Below are 25,529 nucleotides of genomic sequence, written 5' to 3' on the forward strand. Positions count from 1 at the left end.
CCCGTTCGGGCGTGAGGTTCGTGGCCCCAGTGGCCTCAGCTGCCCCAGTGGCTCGAGCGGGCCCCAGCGGACCCGTGGGGCCACTCTGTCAGCTGAGGGGCCCGCGGACGAACATCCGCGAGCCCCGCGCGGGACGAACCGGAGAGGCGTCCTCGCGCCTCGCGAGGACGGCGGGCCGTACTCCCGGAGCGGCTCCCGGAGCCGCTCCCGGACGAGAGCCGACGACCAGGCGGTCAGTCGTTGGCGTGCAGGACGCTGTTGAGCTCCACGCTCGTCCCCGTACGGGGCACGGCCTCGACCGCGCCCGAGGTGGAGTTGCGGCGGAACAGCACACCGGAGGCGCCGGAGAGCTCGGACGCCTTGACCACCCGTCCCTCGGGCCCTTCCGCCGGCAGGGCCACCTTGGTCCCGGCGGTGACGTAGAGGCCCGCCTCCACGACGCAGTCGTCGCCCAGGGAGATGCCGACGCCGCTGTTGGCGCCCAGCAGGCAGCGCCTCCCGATGGAGATGACCTGCTTGCCGCCGCCGGACAGGGTGCCCATGATCGAGGCACCGCCGCCGACGTCCGACCCGTCGCCCACGACGACACCCGCCGAGATGCGGCCCTCGACCATGGAGGTGCCGAGCGTGCCGGCGTTGAAGTTGACGAAGCCCTCGTGCATCACGGTCGTGCCGCTCGCCAGGTACGCGCCGAGACGGACCCGGTCGGCCTCGGCGATCCGGACGCCGGTGGGCAGCACGTAGTCGACCATCCGGGGAAACTTGTCCACCCCGTAGACGGTCACCTGACCCCGGGCGCGCAGGCGGAGCCGCACCTGCTCGAAGCCCTCGACGGCGCACGGCCCGTGGTTGGTCCACACCACGTTGCTGAGCAGGCCGAACAGCCCGTCCAGGTTCTGGCCGTGCGGCTGGACGAGGCGCGACGACAGCAGGTGCAGGCGCAGGTAGGCGTCGTGGGCGTCGGCGGGGGCCTCCGACAGCTTCGCGATGCCGGTGCGCACCGCGACCACCTCCACGCCGCGGTCCTCGTCGGGGCCGAGGAGCGCGGCGACCTCGGAACCGAGTTCCTCGGCCGCCTCCCGCTCGGTCAGCCGCGTGGTGCCCGGCGAGGGGGGCTCGCCCAGCCGCGGGGACGGGAACCACGTGTCGAGCACGGTTCCGCCGGAGGTGATGGTCGCGATGCCGGCCGCGTAGGCGCCGGAGGTCTGGGCTGCTGCGTTCACGCCGACCAAGCCTAGCCAAAGCAGCCGCAATGGCAGTACGCCGAGGTAGCGTCGGGCGTGTGCCCCGTGCCGTCCGGCGGTTAGCCTGGCGGCCATGTTGCAGGGGATCGACGTGTCGAACTGGCAGGGCGCCGTCAACTGGGGCGCGCACGCGAGGGGCGGGGTCTCCTTCGCGTTCGCCAAGGCCAGCGAGGGGAGCACCTTCACCGACAAGTGGTTCGCCACCAACTGGAACGGCATGCGCGAGAGCTGGATCGTCTGCGGCGCCTACCACTTCGCCCGTCCCGCGGGAGACCCGGAGGCGCAGGCGGTGCACTTCCTGCGGATCGTGCGGCGGGCGGGGCTGCGCAGGGGGGACCTGCTCGCCCTCGACCTGGAGACCAACGATCACCTACCGGCGCACCGGGTGGCGCGGTTCGCCCGCGTCTGGTGCCAGGCGGTCGTCGCGCTCGCCGGGGTCAAGCCGGTGATCTACACGTTCCTGTCGTTCGCGCGGAGCGGCAACTGCGCCGGGCTGGAGCCCTATCCGCTGTGGATCGCCGCGCCCGACCACCCCCGGGGCAGGCCGGAGGTGCCGAGGCCGTGGGACAGGTGGACGATCCACCAGCACTCGAACAGGCCCCTCGACCGCAACGTCTTCCGCGGCACCCGGGCCGAGCTGACCTCCCTGGGCTACCGCCGGAGCCGCGACGCCTGAGAAATCGCGTTGCCGACACCGGTAGCATCGATTCCCAGACCATTCGTCGACCTCTCCCAGGGAGCAACAGTGTCCGCCGTGCCAGAACTTCGTGTCACCATCGCCGGAGCAGCGCGTGTGGTGGCGGGAGGCACGACGTACGGAGAGGCGCTGGAGGCGGACGGCCGCTCGGTGGTCGCCGCCCGCGCCAACGGCGAGCTGAAGGACCTCGCGGCCCCGGTGGCCGAGGGCGACGTGATCGAGCCGGTCCCCGCGGGCAGCCCCGACGGGCGCGCCATCGTCCGCCACTCCACCGCGCACGTCATGGCCCAGGCCGTCCAGGAGATCTTCCCCGAGGCCAGGCTGGGCATCGGCCCGCCGGTCGAGAACGGCTTCTACTACGACTTCGACGTCAAGGACCCGTTCACCCCCGAGGATCTCAAGCGCGTCGAGAAGCGCATGCGCGAGATCGTCAAGCAGGGTCAGCTCTTCTCCCGCAGGCCCGTCTCCGACGAGCAGGCCGCCGAGGAGCTCGCCTCGGAGCCGTACAAGCTGGAGCTGATCGGCCTCAAGGGCGGCGCGGCCGAGGAGGAGAGCGTCGAGGTGGGCGGTGCCGAGCTCACCATCTACGACAACCTCGACGCCAAGACCGGTGAGCTGCGCTGGAAGGACCTGTGCCGCGGCCCCCACGTGCCGACCACCCGGTCCATCCCGGCGTTCAAGCTGATGCGCTCCGGCGGCGCCTACTGGCGGGGCAGCGAGAAGAACCCGCAGCTCCAGCGGATCTACGGCACCGCGTGGGAGTCGCGCGAGAAGCAGGACGAATACCTCCACCTGCTGGAGGAGGCCGAGAAGCGCGACCACCGCAAGCTGGGCGCCGAGCTCGACCTGTTCTCCTTCCCCGACGAGCTGGGCTCGGGCCTGCCGGTCTTCCATCCCAAGGGCGGCGTGATCCGCCGCGTGATGGAGGATTACTCGCGCAGGCGGCACGAGGAGGCGGGATACTCCTTCGTCAACACCCCGCACATCACCAAGGAGAACCTCTACAAGATCTCCGGTCACCTCGACTGGTACGCCGACGGCATGTTCCCCCCCATGGAGCTGGAAGGCGCGAGGTACTACCTCAAGCCGATGAACTGCCCGATGCACAACCTGATCTTCCGGGCGCGCGGACGCTCCTACCGGGAGCTGCCGCTGCGGTTGTTCGAATTCGGGACGGTCTACCGCTACGAGAAGTCCGGCGTGGTGCACGGCCTCACCCGCGTGCGGGGTCTCACCCAGGACGACGCGCACATCTACTGCACCCGCGAGCAGATGCGCGACGAGCTGAAGTCGCTGCTGCGCTTCGTGCTCGACCTGCTGCGCGACTACGGCCTCGACGACTTCTACCTGGAGCTGTCGACCAAGGACCCGGTCAAGTTCGTCGGCAACGACGAGGACTGGGAGGAGGCGACCGAGACCCTGCGCGAGGTCGCCGAGTCCGAGAAGCTGGAGCTGGTGCTCGACCCGGGCGGCGCGGCGTTCTACGGGCCGAAGATCTCCGTGCAGGCCCGTGACGCGATCGGCCGCTCCTGGCAGATGTCGACGATCCAGCTCGACTTCAACCTGCCTCAGCGCTTCGAGCTGGAGTACCAGTCGACCGACGGTTCCCGGCAGCAGCCCGTCATGATCCACCGGGCGCTGTTCGGCTCGATCGAGCGCTTCTTCGGCGTCCTGGTCGAGCACTACGCCGGCGCGTTCCCCCCCTGGCTCGCGCCGGTCCAGGTGGTCGGCATCCCGATCGCCGAGGCCCACGCGCCCTACCTCCAGGACCTGGCCAAGAAGGCCCGCGAGCGGGGCATCAGGATCGAGGTCGACGCCTCCGACGACCGCATGCAGAAGAAGATCCGCAACGCCCAGAAGTCCAAGGTGCCCTTCATGCTCCTGGCGGGCGACGACGACATCGCCAACGGCGCGGTCTCCTTCCGCTTCCGCAACGGCGAGCAGAAGAACGGGGTGCCGGTCGACGAGGCGATCGCCGAGATCGTCGACGCGATCGAGCGCCGCGTCCAGGTCTGAGCCCCCTGGGCGGCGGAAGGTCTCCCGTGGAGGGCTCGGAAACCTTTCCACGGGAGCCTGAGGCGCCCCCGGGCCTTTAGCCCCGGCGGGCCTTCTCGGAGGCTCGGGAAGGCCGGGGGGAGGCGCGAGACGACGGTAATCGGCGTGGCAATATGCTGGCGGCCATGAGCAACGAGCCGGAGGCGCAGCACGGAGCGGGGACACCGGACGCGTTCCAGAGACTCTGGACCCCCCACCGGATGGCGTACATCAAGGGGGAGGGTAAACCGGCGGGTTCCGGCCCCGAGGACGGCTGCCCGTTCTGTGAGATCCCCCGTATGAGCGACGAGGACGGTTTGGTCGTCGCGCGAGGAGAGAAGGTCTTCGCACTGCTCAACCTCTACCCCTACAACTCCGGCCACCTGATGGTCTGCCCCTACCGGCACGTGCCCGACTACACCGACCTGGACGAGGCCGAGACCTTCGAACTCGCCGACTTCACCCGGCGGGCGCTGGTGGCCCTGCGTAAGGCGAGCGGCGCGCAGGGCTTCAACGTGGGCATGAACCTGGGAGGCGTGGCGGGCGCCGGGATCGCCGCCCACCTGCACCAGCACGTGGTGCCCCGGTGGGGCGGCGACACCAACTTCATGCCCGTCGTCGGCCAGACCAGGGTGCTTCCTCAGCTGCTGCGCGACACCAGGGAGTTGCTCGCCGGCTGCTGGCCCGGCTCCTCGTAGCGCGGCACGTCCTCGTCCAGCGCCTTGATGCCCGCCGACAGCGTCAGCGGCACGGCGAGCGCCAGCGCCATGGACAGCACCGCGGCCCCCGAGTCGTTGACCAGCATGCCGACCACCCCGCTGACCAGGGTGCCGATCAGCCCTGCCCGCAGCGCGGGGGAGTGCGCGAACGCGGCGGGCAACACCCCCGCGCTCGCCTGCTCCGGGCGGAGCAGCGCGTAGACGAGGAAGGCCACCGCGGCGATCACGACGGGCATCAGGTTGGGGTTGAGCAGTGTGCCCAGCATCGCGCCGAACTTGCGGCCGATCACCTCCAGGGCCTCCCCGGTGAACACCTGGCCGACGAAACGGCCCAGATGCGTCTGCGAGCCCGCGGGACGCAGATAGTCGAGGTAGGCGATGGACATCACGATGACGCCGCCCGCCACGCAGAACGCGCCCAGCTTGACGATCGAGACCCGCCTGCCCGCGATCAGCAGCGCGGTCACCGCGATGCCCGGCACGAACGCGATCACCCCGCCGAAGTCGCTGCCCACGCCCGGCCAGCCGCCCAGGATCATCGCGAAACCGCCCAGCGCCGCCACGACGGCGGCCGCGACCACGCTCGCGCGGCTCCCGCCCATCGGGTGAGCCGACACGACGGCGACCGTGGCGCCCTCGTGCGCGGGCCGGTCCACCACGGGGGCATCGGCGTGATCGCCGAGAGCCGGCCGGTCCACCGGCGCGCCCGCGCGGTCGGCGCGCGTCAGCCGGTGCGCGATCGTGGCGGCGAACAGCAGCACCGAGGTGGCGAAGAGCGCGAACGGGATGTTGCCCAGCCCGTAGTAGCGGGCTCCGACCACGGCGCTGTAGCCCATCACGCTGTTGAGCTGCAGGGTCGTCCCGGTCAGCAGGTCGCCCGCCAGCACCGCCGCGGTCACCCCCGCCACCACCGCCAGCGGCCCGAGCGGCGCCCGGCGCCAGGGCCCCGCCAGCGCGGTCGCGGCCAGCAGCAACGCGCATCCGGCGATTCCGCCGACCAGCGCGAGCACCGGCGAGCCCGCGTGATGCCAGGGGGTGAGGTTCACCAGGTACGTCGACACGGGCACCGAGGCCAGCGCGACCGCGGCGACGCGGACGCCGCTCAACCCTCGCCTGCGGCGCATCAGCAGGAAGGCGACCAGGTAGAACGCGACCTGCAGCACCGCGACGGTGGTGAAGAAGATCCCGCCCACGTTTCTGATCGTCTCCCCGGCCACGTCGGCCCGATCCAGCGCGACCCGCGCCGTCTCGGTGCCGCCGGTGCGCCTCTCGGAGGCCTGCCAGGGAACCCCGATCACCCCCGGCGGCGCCGCGACGCCCGTCAGGGAGAGCATCGTCGCGGTGATGTCCGGCAGGATCGTGGTGTCGTCGCGGTGCGTGGAGGCCGCGCCCAGGAAGCGGCCGGAGACGCCTTCGTCACGCATCATCGCCACCCGCAGGTGCGGGTTTCCGCCGTGGTCGGACAGGCCCGCCAGCAGCACGCGGGCGTCCTCGGGCAGCATGCTCAGCACCGCCCCCGTCTTGGCGTCGGCGAGGCGCAGCGCCGCGGCCCGCTCCCGCGCGGTGAGCCCGTCCTCCTCCCGGGGCAACCGGTCGCCGGTCAGGTACGGCCTGATGAGGTCGTCGACGTCGACGGCGATCACCCGGCACCCGGTGATCGCGTCGGCGCGGATCTGGGCGGGGGAGGGGGCGTACACGTCGACCCTGCCCGAGCGGTCGGCGAGCGCGAGCGCGGCCCCGGAACCGATCGCCAGCGTGCACTCACCGGCGGCGTGAACGGCCTCGCCGAGGGCGCCCGCGTTGCGCTGGCCGGCGACCCGGTGCAGGTACTCGTAGCCGGGGATGACCGCGCCCGCCGCGTCGGGCTCGGGCAGCGGGGGGAGTCCGCAGCCGTAGCCGACCGCGGACCTCACCCCCGCCGACACCGTCAGCCACCCGTCGTAGGGGCAGGTGACCCTGCCGACCGTGCGGACCGAGAGGGACCCGACCGCGCTCCGCCCGGCGAGCTGCCACAGGTTCGGGGTGCCGGTGGGGCTGAGGTCACTCCACCGCAGGCCGGGAATGCCGATCAGCACCACCCGTTCGTCCACTCGAGTGGCGGACTGCGCGGCCCCCGGCCACAGCAGGCCCAGCACCACCGCGAGCGCGACAAGCGTCCGCTTCACGAACGACCTCCCCTTCAGGCTCCTGCCAGGTGCTGGAACCGTAGGGCAAGATCGTGTCACCGGTCCAGCGTGTCAGGAGACCGGCGGGGATCGGGTTCTCAGGTCCCGTTCTTGGCCGTGGTGGGATCGCTCTCGTTCTGCAGGCGGTCCAGGGCGGTGACCAGGTAGGTGCCGCCACCCGTCGCGGTGAAGGTCTGGCGGTCGCCGGCCGCCGCGGGCACGACCGCGACCAGGTTGCGGGCGTCGGCGATGGCGCAGTCTCCGGGCTTGCCCGAGGCGATCCGGTAGACCGCGTACGAACGGGCGTCAGGAGAGCTCTTCCAGCCGAGCGAGGTGCCCTGGAGCCGCACGTCGGCGGGCTTGGCCGGAGCCTGGCCGCCGCGGTCCTTCATCAGCGGCAGCAGCGCGGGGCGGCTGTAGTGGTCCTTGGCGACGCGGTCGATCGCTCCCAGCGGGTTGGTGGCGAGCTGCTTGGCGCTGAAGTAGACGTCACCGGTGACCTGCTCGTACTTGCGGTTGCGCGTGAGGTGGGAGGACATCTCGCCGGGCTTGGTCCAGGCGGCCGTGTCGGTGGCGCCGACACGGTACAGGCCCTGGCCGATGTAGAGGTGCACGCCGGTGCCCTTGACCTCGTTGGCCCACCACGGCATCAGGACGTCGTAGTCGGCGATCTTGAGCCCGCGTGGCCAGTACAGCTGCGGGATGACGTAGTCGACCGTGCCCTTCTTGATCCAGTGACGGGCGTCGGCGTAGATGGCGTCGTACGCGGACATACCGCCGGTGGCCGAGCCGCTGGGGTCTTCGGCCTTGTTGCGCCAGATCCCGAACGGGCTGACACCGAACTTCACGCTGTTCCTGACCTCGTGCACGGTCTTGTCGACCTGCGCGATCAGCTTGTTGACGTTCGCGCGGCGCCAGTCGGCGAGGGTGGCGCCCTTGCCGTACTTGGCGAAGGCGGCGTCGTCGGCGAACTTCGCGCCCGCCACGGGATAGGGGTAGAAGTAGTCGTCGAAGTGGACCCCGTCGACGTCGTAGCGGGTCACCACGTCCTTGACGACCTTGGTGACATAGTCGCGGACCGCGGGCAGGCCGGGGTTGTAGTAGGCCAGACCCCCGTATTTCACGATCCACTCGGGGTGGAGCCGGGCGGGGTGCCTCGCGGGCAGCTTGGACAGGTCGCCGTCGGCGGACGCGCGGTAGGGATTGAACCACGCGTGGAACTCCAGGCCGCGCCGATGGGCCTCGGCGACGAGGAAGGGCAGCGGGTCCCAGCCGGGGTCCTTGCCCACCGTGCCGGTCAGATACTGCGACCACGGCTCCAGATCCGACTTGTACAGCGCGTCGGAGGCGGGGCGGATCTGGACGAACACCGCGTTGAACCGCCGCTTGACCGCGTCGTCGAGGATCTTGACGTACTCGGCCTGCTGGCGGGCCGGGGACAGGCCGGTGCGCGAGGGCCAGTCGATGTTCTTGACCGTGGCGATCCACACTCCGCGCAGCTGCCGCTTGGGATACTTCGCGTCGACGTCGCAGCGCGCCGAGGCGGCGGTCGTCGCGTCGGCCGTCTCGGACGAGGCCGCCGAGCTCTTGTCGCCCTTCGGCCGGGCGGGTGCGGCCTCGGGACCGAAGGTGTAGGCGGCCCCCGTGGTCAGGACGGCGAGGGCGGCAGCGGCCAGAAGAGGGCGTCCGTTTCGCATGGTTCCCCAGTGTGGCACCAGCACCGGTGTGCTCTGACCGGAAAAACGAAATCCTTTCGTGATGACTCCGTTATATGAGTGCATGATGTGAGGCGTGTGCCGGACGGTGCGCCCTTCCTGTGAGGTGGGGCACCGTCCGGCACACCCGTCACCGCTCTGTCAGCCGGTGATTTTGTCCATCAGATGTAAGGGAAGCGGCTCGTAGCGCAGGAAGACCCGCCGGAACGTCCCCGTCCCGTGCGACATGGATCTCAGGTCGATCGAGTATCGCGTGATCTCCAGCTCGGGCACCTCGGCCCTGACCAGGGTGCGCCCGACGCCCACCGGCTCCGTGCCGAGCACGCGGCCCCTGCGCGAGGACAGGTCGGACATCACCGCGCCGACGTGGTCGTCGGCGATCAGGACGGACACCTCGTCCACCGGTTCGAGCAGCAGCATGGGCACCTTGGCCGCGGCCTCCTTCAGCGCGAGCGCCCCGGCGATCTGGAACGCCATGTCGGAGGAGTCGACCGAGTGGGCCTTGCCGTCGTACAACGTGACCCGCACGTCCACCATGGGATAGCCGGCGAGCACGCCGCGCTGCATCTGGGTGCGGACCCCCTTCTCCACCGAGGGGATGAACTGGCGCGGCACCACACCGCCGACGACCTTGTCCACGAACTCGAAGCCGCCGCCGGACGGCAGGGGCTCGACCTCCAGGTGGCAGACGGCGAACTGGCCGTGGCCGCCGGTCTGCTTGACGTTGCGGCCCAGGGCCTGGCAGCTGCCGCCGAAGGTCTCCCTGAGCGGCACCCGCAGTTCGGTCTTCTCCACCTCCACGCCGTGCCGCCGGCTCAGCCGGTCGAGGAGCACGTCGGTGTGGGCCTCGCCCATGCACCACAGCACGAGCTGGCGGGTCTCGGGGTTGTTCTCCAGCCTGAGGGTGGGGTCCTCGGCGACCAGCCGCTGCAGGGCCTGGCTCAGCTTGTCGTCGTCGGCCTTGGACCTGGGCTGGATCGCCACCGGCAGCAGTGGCTCCGGCATGGACCAGGCCGTCATCAGCAGCGGGTTGTCCCGGCCGGACAGGGTGTCGCCGGTCTCGGCGCGCGACAGCTTGGCCACCGCCGCGATGTCCCCGGCCACGCACTTGGGGACCGTCCGCTGGTGCTTGCCCAGCGGCGAGGAGAGCGTGCCGATGCGCTCGTCCACGTCGTGGTCCTCGTGTCCGCGGTCGGACAGGCCGTGCCCCGAGACGTGCACCGTCATGTCCGGGCGCAGCGTGCCGGAGAAGACCCGCACCAGGCTGATCCTGCCCACGTACGGGTCGCTGGTGGTCTTGACGATCTCGGCGACGAGGGGGCCTTCGGGGTCGCAGGTGATGCCGGAGACGGGCTCGCCGTCGATCGACATGATCTCGGGCATGGGGTGCTCGGGCGGTGAGGGGAACCCCTGGGTGACGAGCTCCAGGATCTCCAGGGCACCCACGCCCGCCCCCGCGGCCAGCACGGGGTAGAAGCCGCCGCGCGCGACGGCCTTCTCCAGGTCCTCGATGAGGGCCTTGGTGTCGATCTCCTCGCCGGAGAGGTAGCGGTCCATCAGGGACTCGTCCTCGCTCTCCTGGATGACGCCCTCGATCAGGGCGCCCCGGTAGAGCTCGATCTGGTCGGCGTAGGCGGGGCCGGGGGAGTTCTCCGTCCGGGTGCCGGTCGCGTAGTTGTAGAACCGCTGGCTCAGCAGGCCGATCAGGCCGTTCACCCTGCCGTTGGTCACCACCGGCAGGTAGAGCGGCGAGACACCCTCGCCGAAGGCGTCCTGGCAGGCGCCGAGGGTGTCCTCGAAGTTCGCCCGCTGGTGGTCGATCTTGGTGATCACGACCGCGCGGGGCATCCCGACCGCCGCGCACTCGTCCCAGATCATCCTGGTCAGGCCGTCCACGCCGTCGACGGCCGAGACGACGAACAGCGCCGCGTCGGCCGCGCGCAGTCCGGCGCGCAGGTCGCCGACGAAGTCGGCGTAGCCGGGCGTGTCCAACAGGTTGATCTTGATGTCGTTGTGGACCACGGGGGCCACGGTCAGGTTCACCGAGCGTTGCTGGCGCACCTCGACCTCGTCGAAGTCGCTCACGGTCGTGCCGTCCTCGACCCTGCCGGGCCGCTGGACGGTCCGGGTCGCGGCCAGCAGTGCCTCCACGAGCGTTGTCTTCCCGGAGCCGGAATGGCCGACCAGCACGACGTTTCGTATCATGTCCGGCCGGTCGGCCGTGGGTGCTCTCCCCGCGGCTCCCGCTGTTCCGCCGGTCGCTCTTTCCACCACATCGCCTCCCGCGTCGTTGCCGAAGGGGCCGCGGCCTGGTGGGGCCACACCCCCGGGTCCGCTACCGAGTGCTCACGGTTCTCGCGTCGGGTACATCACATGGACTCGGTCTGTTCACCAAATACCCATGTGGCGAATATCACAAGAGGGGTGAGGGGATCCTCTTGCCAGAGTGAGACCGGATCGCTAAGTGTCGGGGTCGTCCCGGCCGCCCCCGTGAACGCCGTTTCTCCGGGGCGCGCCGCCCCCCACCGCCGACGCACGCGCGGGGGCCGGGTGGCCTACGATCGGAGCGCGATGTTGAAACTTCTGCGCCCCGCCGTCACCAGGCTCTTGACCCCGCTGGGCAGGGCACTCACCCGCCACGGGATCAGCCCCAACGCCGTCACCGCCGCCGGCACGCTCGGCACCGTCGCCGCGGCCCTGTTCTTCTACCCGAGGGGCGAGCTGTTCGCCGGTACGATGGTGATCACCTTTTTCGTGCTGGCCGACCTCCTCGACGGGGTGATGGCCAGGATGACGGGCTCAGGAAGCACCTGGGGCGCCTTCCTCGACTCCACCCTGGACCGGGTCGGCGACGCCGGCATCTTCTCCGGGCTGGTGTTCTGGTTCGTCGTGAGCGAGCAGCGGGTGCTGGCGGGGGTCGCGCTCTTCTGCCTCGTCGCGGGGGCGGTGGTCTCGTACGTCAAGGCCAGGGCCGAGGCATTGGGCATGACGTGTGACGTCGGCCTCGCCGAGCGGCCCGAGCGCCTGGTCGTGGGCCTGGTCTCCGCCGGTCTGGGCGGTCTGGGCGTGCCCTACATCCTCGCCGCGGGACTCTGGCTGCTCGCCGTCGCCAGCGCGGTGACGGTCGGCCAGCGTCTGCTGCACGTGCGCCGGCAGGCCGTCTCCACCCCGCCGCGGACCCCCCGCTGACCCTCCGCCGATCGGAAAGAGCGATGACCGACAAGCCCTCCCCCCAGGATCGTCTCGTCGCGGCGGCGTTCGGCGCCGGCTGGACGATCGTGCCCCGCCTGCCGGAGAGGCTCACCGCCTGGGCCTTCCGCGTCGCCGCCGACCGGCTGTGGAAGCGTCGCGGCAAGTCGGTGCTCAGACTTGAGGCCAACCTCGCCAGGGTAAAGGGCACCTCGCCGGGTGACCCGGCGATCCGGGCACTCAGCCGTGACGGCATGCGCTCCTACTTCCGCTACTTCCACGAGGTGTTCCGGCTGCCCTCGATCCCCGTCGACGAGCTCGTCTCCCGCATGCGGGTGGCCGGGGCCGAGCCCGTCTACGACAACCTCGCCAGGGGGCGTGGCGTGGTCCTGGCTCTGCCGCACATGGGCAACTGGGACCAGGCGGGCGCCTGGTTCGCCGGTACGGGTCACCCGTTCACCACGGTCGCCGAGCGGCTCAAGCCCGAGTCGCTGTTCCACCGGTACACGGCCTTCCGCGAAGGGCTCGGCATGGAGGTGCTGCCGCTCACCGGCGGTGACGGCCACACCTTCGGCACCCTGGCGCAGCGCCTGCGCGCCGGTCTGCCGGTCGCCCTTCCCGCCGAGCGCGACCTGACCGCGAAGGGGGTCGAGGTGCAGTTCTTCGGCGCGGCCACGCGGATGCCCGCCGGTCCAGCCCTGCTGGCCGTGCACACCGGGGCCGCCCTCATCCCGGCGATTCCCTACTTCGAGGAGAACGGCTGGGGGCTGCAGTTCCACGAGGAGATCGCGATCCCGGCCGAGGGCAGCAGGCAGGAGAAGGTGGCCGTCGTGGCGCAGAGCCTCGCCACCGTCTTCGAGAAGGGCATCGCCGAGCACCCCGAGGACTGGCACATGCTCCAGCGCCTCTGGCTCGAGGACCTGGAGCCCAGGAAGGCCCAGACATGAGGATCGGCATCGTCTGCCCCTACACGTGGGATGTGCCGGGCGGCGTCCAGGTGCACATCCGCGACCTGGCGGAGGCGCTCATGGCCGACGGCCACCACGTCTCGGTGATCTCCCCGGCCGCGGAGAACGCGGAGTTGCCCCCGTACGTGATCTCGGCGGGCCGTGCCGTCCCGGTGCCCTTCAACGGGTCGGTGGCCAGGATGTCGTTCGGATTCCTGTCGGCGAACCGGGTGCGCCGCTGGGTGCGCGAGGGCCGCTTCGACGTGCTGCACGTGCACGAACCGGCGATCCCCTCGCTGGGCCTGCTCGCCTGCTGGGTGGCGAGGGGGCCGATCGTGGCCACCTTCCACGCCTCGTACGGCAACTCCCGTTCCTTCTCGGTGGGGGTGCCGGTCATCATGAGCGCGCTGGAGAAGATCGGCGGCAGGATCGCCGTCTCCGACGCCGCGAGGAAGACCCTGGTCGAGTTCATGGGCGGCGACGCCGTGCTCATCCCCAACGGGGTGACGGTGAGCCGCTACACCGAGGGTGAGCGGCTCCCCGGCTGGGACGAGGGCGAGGTGATCGGCTTCCTGGGCCGGATGGACGAGCCGCGCAAGGGCCTGCCGGTGCTGCTGGAGGCGTTCGCCCTGCTCGCCGCCGAGCGGCCGTCGCTGCGCCTGCTGCTGGCGGGGCCCGGTGACGCCGACGAGGTGCTGGAGCGGGTTCCGGCCGCCTTCCACGACCGGATCGGCCTGCTCGGCATGGTGAGCGAGGAGGACAAGGTGCGCGCCTACCACACCGTCGACGTCTTCTGCGCGCCCAACCTGGGCGGTGAGAGCTTCGGCATCGTGCTGACCGAGGCGATGTCGGCGGGCGCGGCGATCCTGGCGAGTGACATCCCTGCCTTCCGCAAGGTGCTCGACGACGGCGGGGCGGGGGCGTTGTTCGAGACGGGCGACGCCGTGTCGCTCGCCCGCGAGGCCGCCGCGCTGCTCGACGATCCCGAACGCCGGGCCAGGCTGTCGCAGGCCGCCCGGCAGGCCGTGCGCAAGTACGACTGGTCGACGGTCGCCCGCGACGTCCTGCGGGTCTACGAGACCGTGGCGAGCACGGCCGGGGTCGAGGAGGACGCGGTGGCAGGCCCGGTGGAAGACGCTGCGGAGGGCCCCGTGACAGGCACTGTGACAGGACCTGCGGCAGGCCCGGTGGAAGGCGCGGTGGAAGGCCCGGTGGCGGGCGCCGGACCGGCCGGGGCCGGAGCCGGGGGAGAGTCGGCGGGTACGCCGGCCGAGAGGAATGACGCGCTGTGACGACGACCACGCTGGTCCTGGTGGCGGGCGCGATCGTGGTGCTTCTCGCCGTCTACGTCTCCTGGCGGGCGGGGCGGCTCGACCGGTTGCACATCCGGCTGGAGCTGGCCCGCGAGTCCCTGGACGCCGCCCTGGTGCGGCGGACCGCCGTCAGCCTGGAGCTGGCGGCCTCCCGGCTGCTGGACCCGGCGACGAGCCTGGTGCTGGCCGCGGCCGCCCACGAGGCCCGTACGGCGGGTCCCGAGGAGCGCGAGCACGCCGAGAGCGACCTGTCGCGCGCGCTGCGCGCCGTCGTCGACCAGGAGCGCTTCCGTGACCGGCTGGCCGACACCCCGGCCGGATCGGAGCTGATCGAGGAGCTGGACGCCGCGGTGGCGAAGGTCCTGTACTCCCGCCGGTTCTACAACAACGCGGTGGGCGTCACCCGGACGGCGCAGCGCCGCTGGCTGGCCCGCACGCTGCGGCTGGCGGGGCACACCGAGTATCCGGCCTTCTTCGAGATCGACGACGTGCCCCCGAAGGCCCTGGCCGCTGAATAGGGATAAATAAGGCGCACATAAACTGGAGTATCTGACAAGTCGGACACCGGTAAGCTCTTGGCGATTCTTGACTGAGTGATCGAGTGGCCGACTTGAGGAGATGAGCCGTGCGGGTGTCCCGGATGATCGCCGTCACGCTGGCGGGAGTCGCGGTCCTTGCCCCGGTCGCGGCCTGTTCCTCCGACGGGCCGGCCTCGCCGGGGAGCCCGGCGGGCGCGGCGGGCGAGCCGAGCGCGGATCCGACCCCCACGCCCGAGCCGACGCACCCCTTCACCGGCCTGCCCGGCGCGGCGCGCCGGGCGGTGCTCGCGGTGAAGATCGAGAACACCTCGGCGGGCAAGCCGCAGCTCGGCCTGAAAAGCGCCGACATCGTCTACGTCGAGCAGGTCGAGGCGGGCCTCACCCGCCTGATGGCGATCTTCTCCTCGAAGATCCCGGCCAAGGTCGGCCCGGTCCGCAGCGCCCGCATCTCCGACCTGCACATCGTCCCGCAGTTCGGCAGACCGGCCTTCGCCTACTCGGGCGCGCAGACCAAGATGCTCCCCTTCATCGCCGAGGCCCCGCTCTTCGACGTCTCCGACAGCAGGGAGCCGGGCGCGTACTTCCGCCAGCCGGGACGCTACGCCCCCTACAACCTGTTCGCCAACACCAAGGACCTGCTGGCCGGGGCGCCCAAGGCGAGCAAGGCCAAGGACATCGGGTTCACCTTCGGCGAGGCCCCCGAGGGGGGCGTGTCGCGCAAGATGTACAGCGTGAAGTACCCGGCGGCGCGCTTCACCTTCGGCTGGTCGGAGACGGCGGGCAAGTGGCTGGTCTGGCAGGACGGCAAGAAGGACATGGCGGCCGAGGGCGGCCAGCTCGGCGCGCCCACGATCGTCGTGCAGTACACCAAGACGGAGCGTTCGCAGTTCCACGACAAGAACCAGAGCTACACCCCGCTGGTGCACAGCACGGGCAAGGGCAGGGCGATCGTGCTCCGTGACGGGCAGGCGTTCAAGGCCCGCTGGTCGCGGCCGGACGAGAAGGACGGCACCGTCTTCACCACCGAGACGGGCGAGCCGATGAACTTCGCCCCGGGGCAGGTCTGGGTCGTGCTCGCCTCCGCCAAACCCGTCATCCCCTGACGCGCACGTCCTGTACATACTGTCCAAGAAGATCATCCAAGGACGACAAGGCGTCGGGTAAGGGGGCAGGCCGCCAGCGCCTACGATGGGAGGCGTACTGGCCGTCCTCGGACGGCCCGTGTCCGCAGCCAGCCGTCGTGAGGTAGAAGACCGTGTCCAGCAGCACGCCCGAAGTCAGCGAGACGACCGTCACCGGAACCGCCCGGGTCAAGCGCGGCATGGCAGAGATGCTCAAGGGTGGCGTCATCATGGACGTCGTCAACGCCGAGCAGGCCAAGATCGCCGAAGACGCCGGTGCCGTCGCCGTCATGGCCCTTGAGCGGGTGCCCGCCGACATCCGCGCCCAGGGCGGCGTCTCCCGGATGAGCGACCCCGACATGATCGACGGCATCATCTCCGCCGTCTCGATCCCTGTCATGGCCAAGGCCCGCATAGGCCACTTCGTCGAGGCGCAGGTGCTCCAGTCGCTCGGCGTCGACTACATCGACGAGTCCGAGGTGCTCACCCCCGCCGACTACACCAACCACATCGACAAGTGGCAGTTCACCGTGCCCTTCGTCTGCGGCGCGACCAACCTGGGTGAGGCACTGCGCCGCCTCACCGAGGGCGCGGCGATGATCCGCTCCAAGGGAGAGGCCGGCACCGGCGACGTCTCCAACGCCACCACCCACATGCGCAAGATCAGGGGTGAGATCAAGCGTCTGGGCTCGCTGCCCGAGGACGAGCTCTATGTCGCGGCCAAGGAGCTCCAGGCGCCGTACGAGCTGGTCGCCGAGGTCGCCAGGACCGGCAAGCTGCCGGTCGTGCTGTTCACCGCCGGCGGCATCGCCACCCCGGCCGACGCGGCGATGATGATGCAGCTCGGCGCCGAGGGCGTGTTCGTCGGCTCGGGCATCTTCAAGTCCGGCAATCCCGCCGAGCGTGCCTCCGCGATCGTCAAGGCCACCACCTTCCACGACGACCCCGACGTCATCGCGAAGGTCTCCCGGGGGCTGGGCGAGGCGATGGTCGGCATCAACGTCGACGACATCCCGGCCCCGCACCGGCTGGCCGAGCGCGGCTGGTAGGGCACACCCCACCCGTACGGGAAGGATCATCGGTGACCATCGTCCCCACGATCGGCGTGTTCGCGCTGCAAGGAGACGTGCGCGAGCACACTCGCTCCCTGGAGGCGGTGGGCGCGAGAGCGGTCGCCGTACGGCGACCCCGCGAGCTGGAGGCGGTCGACGGCCTCGTCATCCCCGGCGGCGAGTCCACCACGATGTGGAAACTCGCCGAGACCTTCGAGCTGCTCGAACCACTCCGGATGCGGATCAAGGCGGGAATGCCCGCCTACGGCTCCTGCGCCGGGATGATCATGCTGGCCGACCGGATCGAGGGCGGGATCGAAGGCCAGCAGACGATCGGAGGCATCGACATGGTCGTCCGCCGCAACGCCTTCGGGCGCCAGGTCGACTCCTTCGAGGCCGACATCGACTTCGCCGGTCGCGGCGCCATGCGGGCCGTCTTCATCCGCGCCCCCTGGGTGGAATCGGTGGGTTCGGAGGTCGAAGTGCTGGCACTGGCCGAACCTGGGGATAGGATCGTCGCGGTCCGTCAAGGACCGTTGCTCGCCACGTCCTTCCACCCGGAACTTACCGGGGATGTCGGTGTGCATTCATATTTCGCTGAGATGGTGAGGGAGCTCTAGGCGATGTCCGGCCACTCCAAATGGGCGACGACGAAGCACAAGAAGGCCGCACTCGATTCCAAGCGCGGCAAGCTGTTCGCCAAGCTCATCAAGAACATCGAGGTCGCGGCCCGGACGGGCGGACCCGATCCGGACGGCAACCCGACGCTGTACGACGCCATCACCAAGGCGCGCAAGAGTTCGGTCCCGATCGACAACATCGAGCGTGCCCGTAAGCGCGGGGGTGGTCTCGAGGCCGGCGGCGCCGACTGGCAGACCATCATGTACGAGGGTTACGCCCCCGGGGGCGTCGCGGTGCTGATCGAGTGCCTCACCGACAACCGCAACCGCGCGGCCTCCGAGGTCCGCGTCGCGCTGACCCGCAACGGCGGCTCGCTGGCCGACCCGGGTTCGGTGTCCTACATGTTCAACCGCAAGGGTGTCGTGCTCGTCCCCAAGGGCGAGCTGGGCGAGGACGACGTGCTGGTCGCGGTCCTCGACGCGGGCGCCGAGGAGGTCAACGACCTGGGCGACCAGTTCGAGGTCGTCTCGGAGGCCACCGACCTCGTCCCGGTCCGCAAGGCCCTGCAGGAGGCCGGGATCGACTACGACTCGGCCGAGTCCAGCTTCATGCCGACGCTGAACGTCCCGCTGGACGAGGAGGGCGCCCGCAAGGTCTTCAGGCTGATCGACGCCCTTGAGGACAGCGACGACGTGCAGAACGTCTGGGCCAACTTCGACGTCTCCGACGAGGTCATGGAGAAGCTCGACGCGTAGTCCGATTTTTCGGACCTCGCGCTGCTCGTGAGGTTTGTCCGCGTGGTCCAGGGCAGATCACGCGGACAATGGGCAATCCTGACCTCATCTTCGCTGTGGCGGGCGTTGCCGCGCTGCTCGCGGCCACACTGCCGCGACTTCTCAACCGCCGCCCCTTCTCGCTGCCCCTCGCCTGCCTGCTGGTCGGCCTGGTCCTCTACGCCCTGCCCCTGGAGCTGCCCGATCCCGATCCGGTGGCCCACCGGACACTGGTCGAGCACGTCACCGAGATCTGCGTGCTGGTCTCGCTCATGGGCGCGGGGCTGGCCATCAACCGGCCCTTCGGGCGGCGCGGCTGGTCCTCGACCTGGCGCCTGCTCGGGTGGACGCTCCCGCTCACCGTCCTCGCCGTGGCCGCCGCCGCGTACGGCCTGCTCGGCTGGCCCCTCGCGGCGGCGTTGCTGCTGGGCGCGGTCCTCGCGCCGACCGACCCGGTGCTCGCCTCCGACGTTCAGGTCGGCGAGCCCGTCGACTCGGAGAAGGCCGACGACGAGGTCCGCTTCGCCCTCACCTCCGAGGCGGGCCTCAACGACGGCCTGGCCTTCCCCCTGGTGTACGCCGCCATCACGCTGGCCGTCAGCGGGGGGACCGGCTGGATCGGCGAGTGGGCGCTGGTGGACCTGCTCTACCGGTGCGTCGCGGGCGTGGTGTGCGGCCTGCTCATCGGCAAAGGGCTGGGGCGGCTGTTCTTCCGTGCCGAGAAGCCCGACCTGCGGCTGGCCGAGCACCGCGACGGCTTCGTGGCGCTGGCCGCGACGTTCCTGGCCTACGGCCTCACCGAGCTGGTGCACGGGTACGGCTTCATCGCGGTGTTCGTGACCGCCTGCACCATCAGGGCGGCCGAGCGCAGCCACGGCTACAACGGGGTGCTGCACGGCTTCATAGAGCAGATCGAGCGGCTGTTCACCGCCTGGCTGCTCCTGCTGCTCGGAGGCTTCGTCGCGGTGGGGGGACTGTCCGCGCTCACCTGGCGGGGAGCCGCGGTCGGCCTGTCGCTGCTGCTCGTCATCCGGCCGCTGGTCGGGTGGCTCTCCCTGCTGAGAGGCAGGGCGGGGCCGCGCGAGCGCGTCGTGGCGGCGTTCTTCGGCGTCCGAGGCATCGGCTCGTTGTTCTACCTCGCCTACGCCCTCGGCCAGGCCGACTTCGGCGTACCCGCCGAGGAGATCTGGGCCGTGGTCGCCTTCACCGCGATGGCCTCCCTGGTGATCCACGGAATCTCGGCCTCGCCGGTGATGAACCGCCTGGACCTGCTGCGCGACCGGGCAGGGAACGACCGTGACGCGGAACCCGCCACCCAGCACCCGTGAGGCGGATCCCCTGGAGGCGGTGAGCCGGCGCCTGCCGCTCCGCCTCTCGACGGGCCGGGGGAGAGCCGTGCGCGGGATGCTCTCACGCGGTAGAGTCTGCCACCGAACAGATGTTCGGCGAGCGGAGGCGTGTCGGTGCGATTGCCCGAGTTGCGGGTGATGGGGGTTGATCCGGGGCTCACCCGATGCGGGCTCGGCGCCGTCGAGGGGCGGCCCGGCGCACCGCTGAGCCTGATCAAAGTGGGGGTCGTCCGCACCCCCGCCGACGACGAGATCGGCGCCCGGCTGGTGGCGATCGAGGCGGGCATCGAGCAGTGGCTCGACGAGGTCCGGCCCGACGCGGTGGCCGTGGAGCGGGTCTTCGCCCAGCACAACCTCAGGACCGTGATGGGCACCGCCCAGGCCTCCGCCGTGGCGATCCTGTGCGCCTCACGCAGGGGCCTGCCGGTCGCGCTGCACACGCCGTCCGAGGTCAAGGCCGCGATCACCGGCAGCGGCACGGCGGACAAGCAGCAGGTCGGCACGATGGTGACCCGCCTGCTGAGGCTGGACGCGATGCCCAAGCCCGCCGACGCCGCCGACGCGCTCGCCCTCGCGATCTGCCACGTTTGGCGGGGCGGGGCACAGAGCAGGCTGGCCGAGGCCGCCGCGAAGGCCGCGAGCGCCTCCGGCACGACCCCCGCCGCCTACTTCCGGAGTCGTGGCAGGGCCGGACACCCGAGAGGAACCGCGAAGTGATCGCCTCGGTGCGAGGACAGGTGACCGCGATCGCGCCCGACGGCGCGGTCGTCGAGGTCGGCGGGGTGGGAGTCCTCGTGCACTGCACGCCGGGCACCCTGGCGACGCTCAGGACGGGGGAGGAGGCCAGGCTGGCCACCTCGCTGGTGGTCCGCGAGGAGTCGCTCACGCTGTTCGGCTTCGCCACCGAGGACGAGCGCGGCACCTTCGAGATGCTGCAGACGGCGAGCGGGGTCGGCCCCAAGGTCGCTCTCGCGATGCTGGCCGTGCACACTCCCAACGCGCTCCGGGTGGCCGTGGCCTCCGCCGACGTCAAGGCGTTGACCAGGGTCCCCGGGGTGGGGCCGAAGGGTGCCCAGCGGATCATCGTCGACCTCAAGAACAAGCTCGGCACTCCCGAGGAGGCCGTCAGCGCCGCGCTCGACGGCAGAGCCGTCGCGCCCGCCTGGCGGGGTCAGGTCCACTCGGGGCTGGTCGGTCTTGGCTACTCGGCGCGAGACGCCGACGAGGCGGTCGCCGCCGTCGAGCCCCAGGCCGACGCCGAGATGGCCGAGGGCCGCACCCCCCAGGTGGCGCCCCTGCTCAAGGCGGCCCTCCGCGCGCTGAGCGTGCGATGAGGGGTGCGGGTGAGTCCGCCGTACGGCGGGACGAGGGAGGGGCGGCGTGAGTTCCGACCGTGATCTGGTGTCGCCGGACGCCGAGGGCGACGAGAGATATATCGAGGCGGCACTGCGGCCCAAGCGGCTGGAGGAGTTCATCGGCCAGGCGCGGGTGCGCGAGCAGCTGTCACTGGTGTTGCAGAGCGCGCTGCGACGCAACAGACCTCCGGATCACGTGCTGATGAGCGGCGGTCCCGGACTGGGCAAGACGACCCTCTCCATGATCATCGCGACCGAGCTCTCCGTGCCCATCCGGATCACCTCCGGGCCCGCGCTGGAGCGGGCCGGTGACCTCGCGGCGATCCTGTCGACGCTCTCGGAGGGCGAGGTCCTGTTCATCGACGAGATCCATCGCATGGCGAGGCCCGCCGAGGAGATGCTCTACCTCGCGATGGAGGACTTCCGCGTCGACATCGTGGTGGGCAAGGGGCCGGGTGCGACCGCGATCCCACTGGAGATCGCCCCGTTCACCCTGGTCGGGGCCACCACCCGGGCCGGGATGCTCCCCGCGCCGCTGCGCGATCGCTTCGGTTTCGTCGCGCACATGGACTTCTACGGGGTCGCCGAGCTGGAGGAGGTGCTGCACCGCTCCTCGCGTCTGCTGGGCGTCGCGCTCCCCGGCGACGCCGCCCGCGAGATCGCCGGCCGTTCCCGGGGCACCCCCCGCATCGCCAACCGGCTGCTGCGCCGGGTCCGCGACTTCGCCGAGGTGCGCGCCGAGGGGGTGGTCACCCGGGATGTCGCCTCCGCCGCGCTCAACCTCTACGAGGTCGACGCCGAAGGGCTCGACCGGCTCGACCGGGCGGTGCTCGGAGCGCTGCTGCGCAAGTTCGGCGGCGGGCCGGTGGGGCTGTCGACGCTGGCGGTGGCAGTGGGGGAGGAGCCGGAGACGGTCGAGGTGGTCGCCGAGCCGTTCCTGGTGCGGCAGGGACTCCTCGCCCGCACCCCCCGCGGCCGGGTCGCGACCGCCGCGGCCTGGACCCACCTGGGTCTGGTCCCCCCGCCCGACGCCTTCGGTGCCTCGTTTCTCATCGATCTTGAGGATGATGCCGGGCAAATCTAGCGTTGGGAGTCGGTAGGGAAGTCGTACGGGATTGATCACAGAACGATGACAACTGTATCGAAATGGGAACTTCCCTGCGAGCCGAATCGTGACTTCGTTGCCCCGCTCTTAACAGCTCGCCTAAACTCCGAGCCTTGGCTGGCTGTGTAGGCTGACGTGCTGAGCGGCGTGGTCGTACGTGGCGTCCGGTTTTCGCCGGTCAATCTTCAAGAAAAGGAGCGGCCCTGTGGGCGGCAACTATTCGAGCCTGATCATGATCGCTCTCATGGTCGTGGTGTTCTACTTCCTGCTTATCCGGCCGCAGCGCAAGCGGCAGCAGGAGCAGCTCAAGATGCAGAACAGTCTCACGCCGGGCACCGGTGTCATGACCACGACGGGCCTCTTCGGGACCGTGGTGGCCATCGACAACGAGGACGTGATCCTGGAGATCGCCCCCGGTGTGGAGACCCGTTGGGTCAAGGCGGCGATCGGCCGTGTCCTGGTTCCCGTCGACGACGCGGAGGAGGAGAATGTCAAGGCTGTCGACCGCGATTTCGCGGAGACGGCGGAACAGCAGGGTGCAGACCACGACACGACGAGCAAGAAGCCGTGAGTAGCCTCACCTCCAACCCCCTATAACCGAAAGAACTGACGACCAGTGGCCCGACCGACCAGCGGCCAGAGCAGACCGGGGCGCATGCTCCTGGTGCTTCTGGCGATCATTCTCGCCATGGGCGGGGCGATGCTCCTCAACAAGGCGTACACGCCGGAGTATGGCCTCGACCTCGCCGGCGGCACGACCGTGACGCTCCAGCCCATCACGCCGAACGGGGGCGCTCCCTCGCAGGAGAGCCTCGACCTCGCCGTGAACATCATCCGTGAGCGGGTGAACGGCAGCGGCATCTCCGACGCCGAGGTCGCCAAATCCGGTGACAACATCGTCATCTCCGTTCCCGGAGCAGGCCAGGAGGAAGTCGTCAAGCTGGTCGGCACCACCGCGGAGCTGAGGTTCCGCCAAGTGCTGGCGATCGGGGCCGGGTCACCTCCGCCCCCGGGGCAGCTCTCCACCGAGGCGCCGACGCCGACCCCGTCTCCTTCGAGCACCGGATCCGGGCGCAAGGGGTCCAAGGAGCCCAAGCCCGCCGAGTCGGTGACTCCGAAGCCCGACGCGACCGCCGCGCCCGACACGGACGCCTCTCCCGCCGGTCGCGCCCTGTCGTCGGCACTCACCAACCCGAGCCCCGGCGCCACCGCCGCGCCCTCCGCAGAGCCGAGCGGTGACAAGCCCGCCAAGCCGGACGCGAGCGCCGCGCCCGAGACCAGCGCCGTGCCGACGACCCCGCCGACGGCGGCCGACGACCCGATGGCGGGCGTCGACCCCACCGGGATCGACCCGGAGGCGCTCAAGCAGTTCCAGGCGCTCGACTGCGCCAAGAACGCGGGCGTCGGTGCCCAGGACGCGCCGGACAAGCAGTACGTGGGCTGCAGCCAGGACGGCAGCACCAAGTTCGTGCTGGAGAAGGCGGCCGTCACCGGCACCTCGATCGACACCGCGTCCTCCGGCGTCGACCAGACCACCGGTGAGTGGCTCGTCCAGCTCTCCTTCAAGGGCCAGGGCCCCGACCAGTGGTCGAAGGTCACCACCACCGCCTTCAACTCGCAGGCCCCCCGCAACCAGGTCGCCATGGTCCTCGACGGTGTGATCATCTCCGCGCCCGTCATCCAGGAGCCCATCACCGGCGGCCGGGCGCAGATCTCCGGCAGCTTCAACCAGGTGACGGCCGACGAGCTGGCCAACCAGCTCAAGTACGGCGCGCTGCCGCTGAAGTTCGAGAAGAGCTCCATCGAGGAGGTCTCCTCCACGCTGGGCGCCGACCAGCTGCGCGGCGGCCTCATCGCGGGCGCGATCGGCCTTCTGCTGGTCGTGATCTACTCGATGCTCTACTACCGGGGTCTGGGCGTCGTGTCGGTGCTGAGCCTCCTGGTCGCCACGATCCTGACCTACCAGTCCGTCGTGCTGCTCGGCGCGTTCGCGGGCTTCCGCCTCTCGCTGCCGCACGTCATCGGACTGATCGTCTCGATCGGTATCACCGCGGACTCGTTCATCGTCTACTTCGAACGCATCCGCGACGAGATGAAGGAGGGCCGGCGCTCGCTGCGCACGGCCATCGAGGTCGCCTGGGTCCGCGCCCGGCGGACGATCCTCATCGCCGACGCCGTCATGTTCATCGCCGCCGTGGTGCTCTACTTCCTGGCGGTCGGAGGCGTGGCCGGCTTCGCCTTCGCCATGGGCCTGACCACGCTCATCGACATCGCGGTGGTGTTCATGTTCACCAAGCCGTTCGTCGCGATGCTGGCCAAGCTGAAGTTCTTCGCCAAGGGGCACAGGCTCTCCGGGCTCGATGCCGAGCGTATGAGCGAGACCACCGTCGCACCCAAGACCGTTCCGCAGGAGGCCTGATGTCCGGCATCGCGCGCCGGCTGTACCGGGGCGAAATCGACGTCGACTTCGTCGGCCGTCAGAAGCTCTGGTACGCCCTTTCCGCAATCCTGCTGGTGGTCTCCATCGCCGGTCTGATCGTCAACGGCCTCAACCTGGGCGTGGAGTTCAAGGGCGGGTCCGTCTTCTCCTTCAAGGCCCCGACCGCCAACATCGAGCAGGTGCGCGCCACGTTCACCGAGGCCGGTGCGCACCAGATCATCGCGCAGACGACCCAGAACGGCTGGCGGGTCACCACCGAGAGCCTTCCGGCCGACCAGGTCACCGCGGTGCAGAAGGCGGTGGCCACCGAGTTCAAGATGCCGGCGGACCAGGTCAACCTGCAGGTCATCGGTGCCTCGTGGGGCGGTCAGGTGGCCAACAAGGCCATCATCGGACTGATCGTCTTCATGTTGGCGATCATCCTGTACCTGACGATGGCCTTCGAGTGGAAGATGGCGCTGGCCGCCGTCGTGGCGCTGCTGCACGACCTGGTGATCACCGCCGGTGTCTACGCCTGGTCCAACTTCGAGGTCACCCCGGCGACCCTGCTGGGCTTCCTCACGATCCTCGGATACTCGCTGTACGACGCCGTCGTCGTCTTCGACATGATCAAGGAGGTCACCGCCAAGCTCGGCACGACCTCCAAGCTGACCTACACCGAGGCCGCCAACAACGCCCTGAACCACACGCTGATCCGGTCGCTGAACACCACCCTGGTGGCGATCCTGCCGGTCGCGGCGATCCTCTTCATCGGCACCACGCTGTTCGGTGCCGGAACGTTGAAGGACCTGTCGCTGGCCCTGTTCGTCGGAATGCTCGTCGGCACCTACTCCTCGCTGTGCGTCGCGACACCGCTGCTGGTCACGCTCAAGGAGCGCGAGCCGCGCTACCAGGCGATCGCCCGCAGGATCGCCTCCCACGGGGGGAGTTCCGGGATCAAGACGGTGCGTCAGCCGGTCGCCGCCGGGGCCTCCAACGGCGCCGCCACGGTCGCCGGCGGAGCCGACTCCGCCGCCGGCAAGCGGAAGAAGAAGTAAGTACGGGCACGTCCGCGCCTCCGCTCCCCTCGCAGGGAGCGGAGGCGTTTTCCTTACCCTCCAGACCCTCCAGCCCCTTCCAGACACCCGGCTCTTCCCTGACCTTGCGACACC

Annotated in this window: 22 protein-coding genes; 18 read left to right on the forward strand and 4 right to left on the reverse strand. The window is 70.3% G+C overall.

Features of this window, described 5'->3' with window-relative positions; translation table 11 throughout:
- Positions 1–233: 233 nt before the first annotated feature.
- Complete coding sequence (dapD, locus tag ACFY3D_RS33115; protein WP_350949137.1) at positions 234–1,223, reverse strand: 2,3,4,5-tetrahydropyridine-2,6-dicarboxylate N-succinyltransferase; 990 nt, start codon at positions 1,221–1,223, stop codon at positions 234–236.
- Positions 1,224–1,317: 94 nt separating this feature from the next.
- On the opposite strand from dapD, the gene ACFY3D_RS33120 reads away from it, so the two are divergent.
- The 3 genes from ACFY3D_RS33120 to ACFY3D_RS33130 all read left to right on the forward strand — a co-directional run bounded on the left by ACFY3D_RS33120 (position 1,318) and on the right by ACFY3D_RS33130 (position 4,673).
- On the forward strand, positions 1,318–1,920 hold the full coding sequence (locus ACFY3D_RS33120) for a glycoside hydrolase family 25 protein (RefSeq protein WP_350949138.1): 603 nt from the start codon (positions 1,318–1,320) through the stop codon (positions 1,918–1,920).
- 69 nt (positions 1,921–1,989) lie between these two features.
- Positions 1,990–3,957, forward strand: a complete 1,968-nt coding sequence (thrS, locus tag ACFY3D_RS33125) for a threonine--tRNA ligase (RefSeq protein WP_350949139.1) — start codon at positions 1,990–1,992, stop codon at positions 3,955–3,957.
- A gap of 164 nt (positions 3,958–4,121) precedes the next feature.
- Positions 4,122–4,673 (forward strand): HIT domain-containing protein, encoded by a 552-nt coding sequence (locus ACFY3D_RS33130; protein ID WP_350949140.1) that lies wholly within the window; start codon positions 4,122–4,124, stop codon positions 4,671–4,673.
- On the opposite strand, the gene ACFY3D_RS33135 is transcribed toward ACFY3D_RS33130, so the two are convergent.
- The 3 genes from ACFY3D_RS33135 to ACFY3D_RS33145 form a co-directional block, all read right to left on the reverse strand.
- Complete coding sequence (locus ACFY3D_RS33135; protein ID WP_389986930.1) at positions 4,616–6,859, reverse strand: hypothetical protein; 2,244 nt, start codon at positions 6,857–6,859, stop codon at positions 4,616–4,618. The two genes, ACFY3D_RS33130 and ACFY3D_RS33135, sit on opposite strands and share 58 nt — an antisense overlap.
- A gap of 98 nt (positions 6,860–6,957) precedes the next feature.
- Entirely contained in the window at positions 6,958–8,556 is a 1,599-nt protein-coding gene (locus ACFY3D_RS33140) for a family 10 glycosylhydrolase (protein ID WP_362905675.1), read from the reverse strand.
- A 159-nt stretch (positions 8,557–8,715) separates the two neighbouring features.
- Entirely contained in the window at positions 8,716–10,848 is a 2,133-nt protein-coding gene (locus ACFY3D_RS33145; RefSeq protein ID WP_389986933.1) for an elongation factor G-like protein EF-G2, read from the reverse strand.
- A 297-nt stretch (positions 10,849–11,145) separates the two neighbouring features.
- On the opposite strand from ACFY3D_RS33145, the gene pgsA reads away from it, so the two are divergent.
- The 15 genes from pgsA to secF all read left to right on the forward strand — a co-directional run bounded on the left by pgsA (position 11,146) and on the right by secF (position 25,415).
- Entirely contained in the window at positions 11,146–11,763 is a 618-nt protein-coding gene (gene pgsA, locus ACFY3D_RS33150) for a phosphatidylinositol phosphate synthase (RefSeq protein WP_389986936.1), read from the forward strand.
- A gap of 23 nt (positions 11,764–11,786) precedes the next feature.
- Positions 11,787–12,710 carry a phosphatidylinositol mannoside acyltransferase gene (locus ACFY3D_RS33155; protein ID WP_389986939.1) on the forward strand — a complete coding sequence of 308 codons (924 nt, stop codon included), beginning with the start codon at positions 11,787–11,789 and terminating at the stop codon, positions 12,708–12,710.
- Positions 12,707–14,002 carry a glycosyltransferase family 4 protein gene (locus ACFY3D_RS33160; protein WP_389986942.1) on the forward strand — a complete coding sequence of 432 codons (1,296 nt, stop codon included), beginning with the start codon at positions 12,707–12,709 and terminating at the stop codon, positions 14,000–14,002. The genes ACFY3D_RS33155 and ACFY3D_RS33160 overlap by 4 nt, the downstream gene beginning before the upstream one ends.
- A complete protein-coding gene (locus ACFY3D_RS33165) occupies positions 13,999–14,541 on the forward strand; it encodes a hypothetical protein (RefSeq protein ID WP_362905666.1) in 543 nt (180 codons plus the stop codon). Before ACFY3D_RS33160 ends, ACFY3D_RS33165 begins: the two co-directional genes overlap by 4 nt.
- Positions 14,542–14,648: 107 nt before the next feature.
- Positions 14,649–15,665: a DUF3048 domain-containing protein gene (locus tag ACFY3D_RS33170; RefSeq protein ID WP_362905664.1), complete on the forward strand. Its 1,017-nt coding sequence runs from the start codon at positions 14,649–14,651 to the stop codon at positions 15,663–15,665.
- Between the two features lie 152 nt (positions 15,666–15,817).
- Positions 15,818–16,732 (forward strand): pyridoxal 5'-phosphate synthase lyase subunit PdxS, encoded by a 915-nt coding sequence (gene pdxS / locus ACFY3D_RS33175; RefSeq protein ID WP_350949149.1) that lies wholly within the window; start codon positions 15,818–15,820, stop codon positions 16,730–16,732.
- 32 nt (positions 16,733–16,764) lie between these two features.
- On the forward strand, positions 16,765–17,355 hold the full coding sequence (gene pdxT, locus ACFY3D_RS33180) for a pyridoxal 5'-phosphate synthase glutaminase subunit PdxT (protein WP_389986945.1): 591 nt from the start codon (positions 16,765–16,767) through the stop codon (positions 17,353–17,355).
- Positions 17,356–17,358: 3 nt separating this feature from the next.
- Positions 17,359–18,111, forward strand: a complete 753-nt coding sequence (locus ACFY3D_RS33185; protein WP_350949151.1) for a YebC/PmpR family DNA-binding transcriptional regulator — start codon at positions 17,359–17,361, stop codon at positions 18,109–18,111.
- 68 nt (positions 18,112–18,179) lie between these two features.
- Positions 18,180–19,457: a cation:proton antiporter gene (locus ACFY3D_RS33190; protein ID WP_389986949.1), complete on the forward strand. Its 1,278-nt coding sequence runs from the start codon at positions 18,180–18,182 to the stop codon at positions 19,455–19,457.
- Between the two features lie 150 nt (positions 19,458–19,607).
- Positions 19,608–20,195, forward strand: a complete 588-nt coding sequence (gene ruvC / locus ACFY3D_RS33195) for a crossover junction endodeoxyribonuclease RuvC (protein WP_362905710.1) — start codon at positions 19,608–19,610, stop codon at positions 20,193–20,195.
- The gene (ruvA, locus tag ACFY3D_RS33200; protein WP_389986952.1) at positions 20,192–20,812 is read left to right on the forward strand and encodes a Holliday junction branch migration protein RuvA; all 621 of its coding nucleotides are present in this window, start codon (positions 20,192–20,194) and stop codon (positions 20,810–20,812) included. Before ruvC ends, ruvA begins: the two co-directional genes overlap by 4 nt.
- 46 nt (positions 20,813–20,858) lie before the next feature.
- Positions 20,859–21,917 (forward strand): Holliday junction branch migration DNA helicase RuvB, encoded by a 1,059-nt coding sequence (ruvB, locus tag ACFY3D_RS33205; RefSeq protein ID WP_350949154.1) that lies wholly within the window; start codon positions 20,859–20,861, stop codon positions 21,915–21,917.
- 226 nt (positions 21,918–22,143) lie between these two features.
- On the forward strand, positions 22,144–22,509 hold the full coding sequence (gene yajC, locus ACFY3D_RS33210; protein WP_350949155.1) for a preprotein translocase subunit YajC: 366 nt from the start codon (positions 22,144–22,146) through the stop codon (positions 22,507–22,509).
- 84 nt (positions 22,510–22,593) lie between these two features.
- Complete coding sequence (gene secD / locus ACFY3D_RS33215) at positions 22,594–24,357, forward strand: protein translocase subunit SecD (RefSeq protein ID WP_389986955.1); 1,764 nt, start codon at positions 22,594–22,596, stop codon at positions 24,355–24,357.
- Positions 24,357–25,415 (forward strand): protein translocase subunit SecF, encoded by a 1,059-nt coding sequence (gene secF / locus ACFY3D_RS33220; RefSeq protein WP_350949157.1) that lies wholly within the window; start codon positions 24,357–24,359, stop codon positions 25,413–25,415. Before secD ends, secF begins: the two co-directional genes overlap by 1 nt.
- Positions 25,416–25,529 lie beyond the last annotated feature (114 nt).

Origin of the sequence: Streptosporangium sp. NPDC000509 (assembly GCF_042898365.1) — a bacterium.
GTDB lineage: Bacteria > Actinomycetota > Actinomycetes > Streptosporangiales > Streptosporangiaceae > Streptosporangium.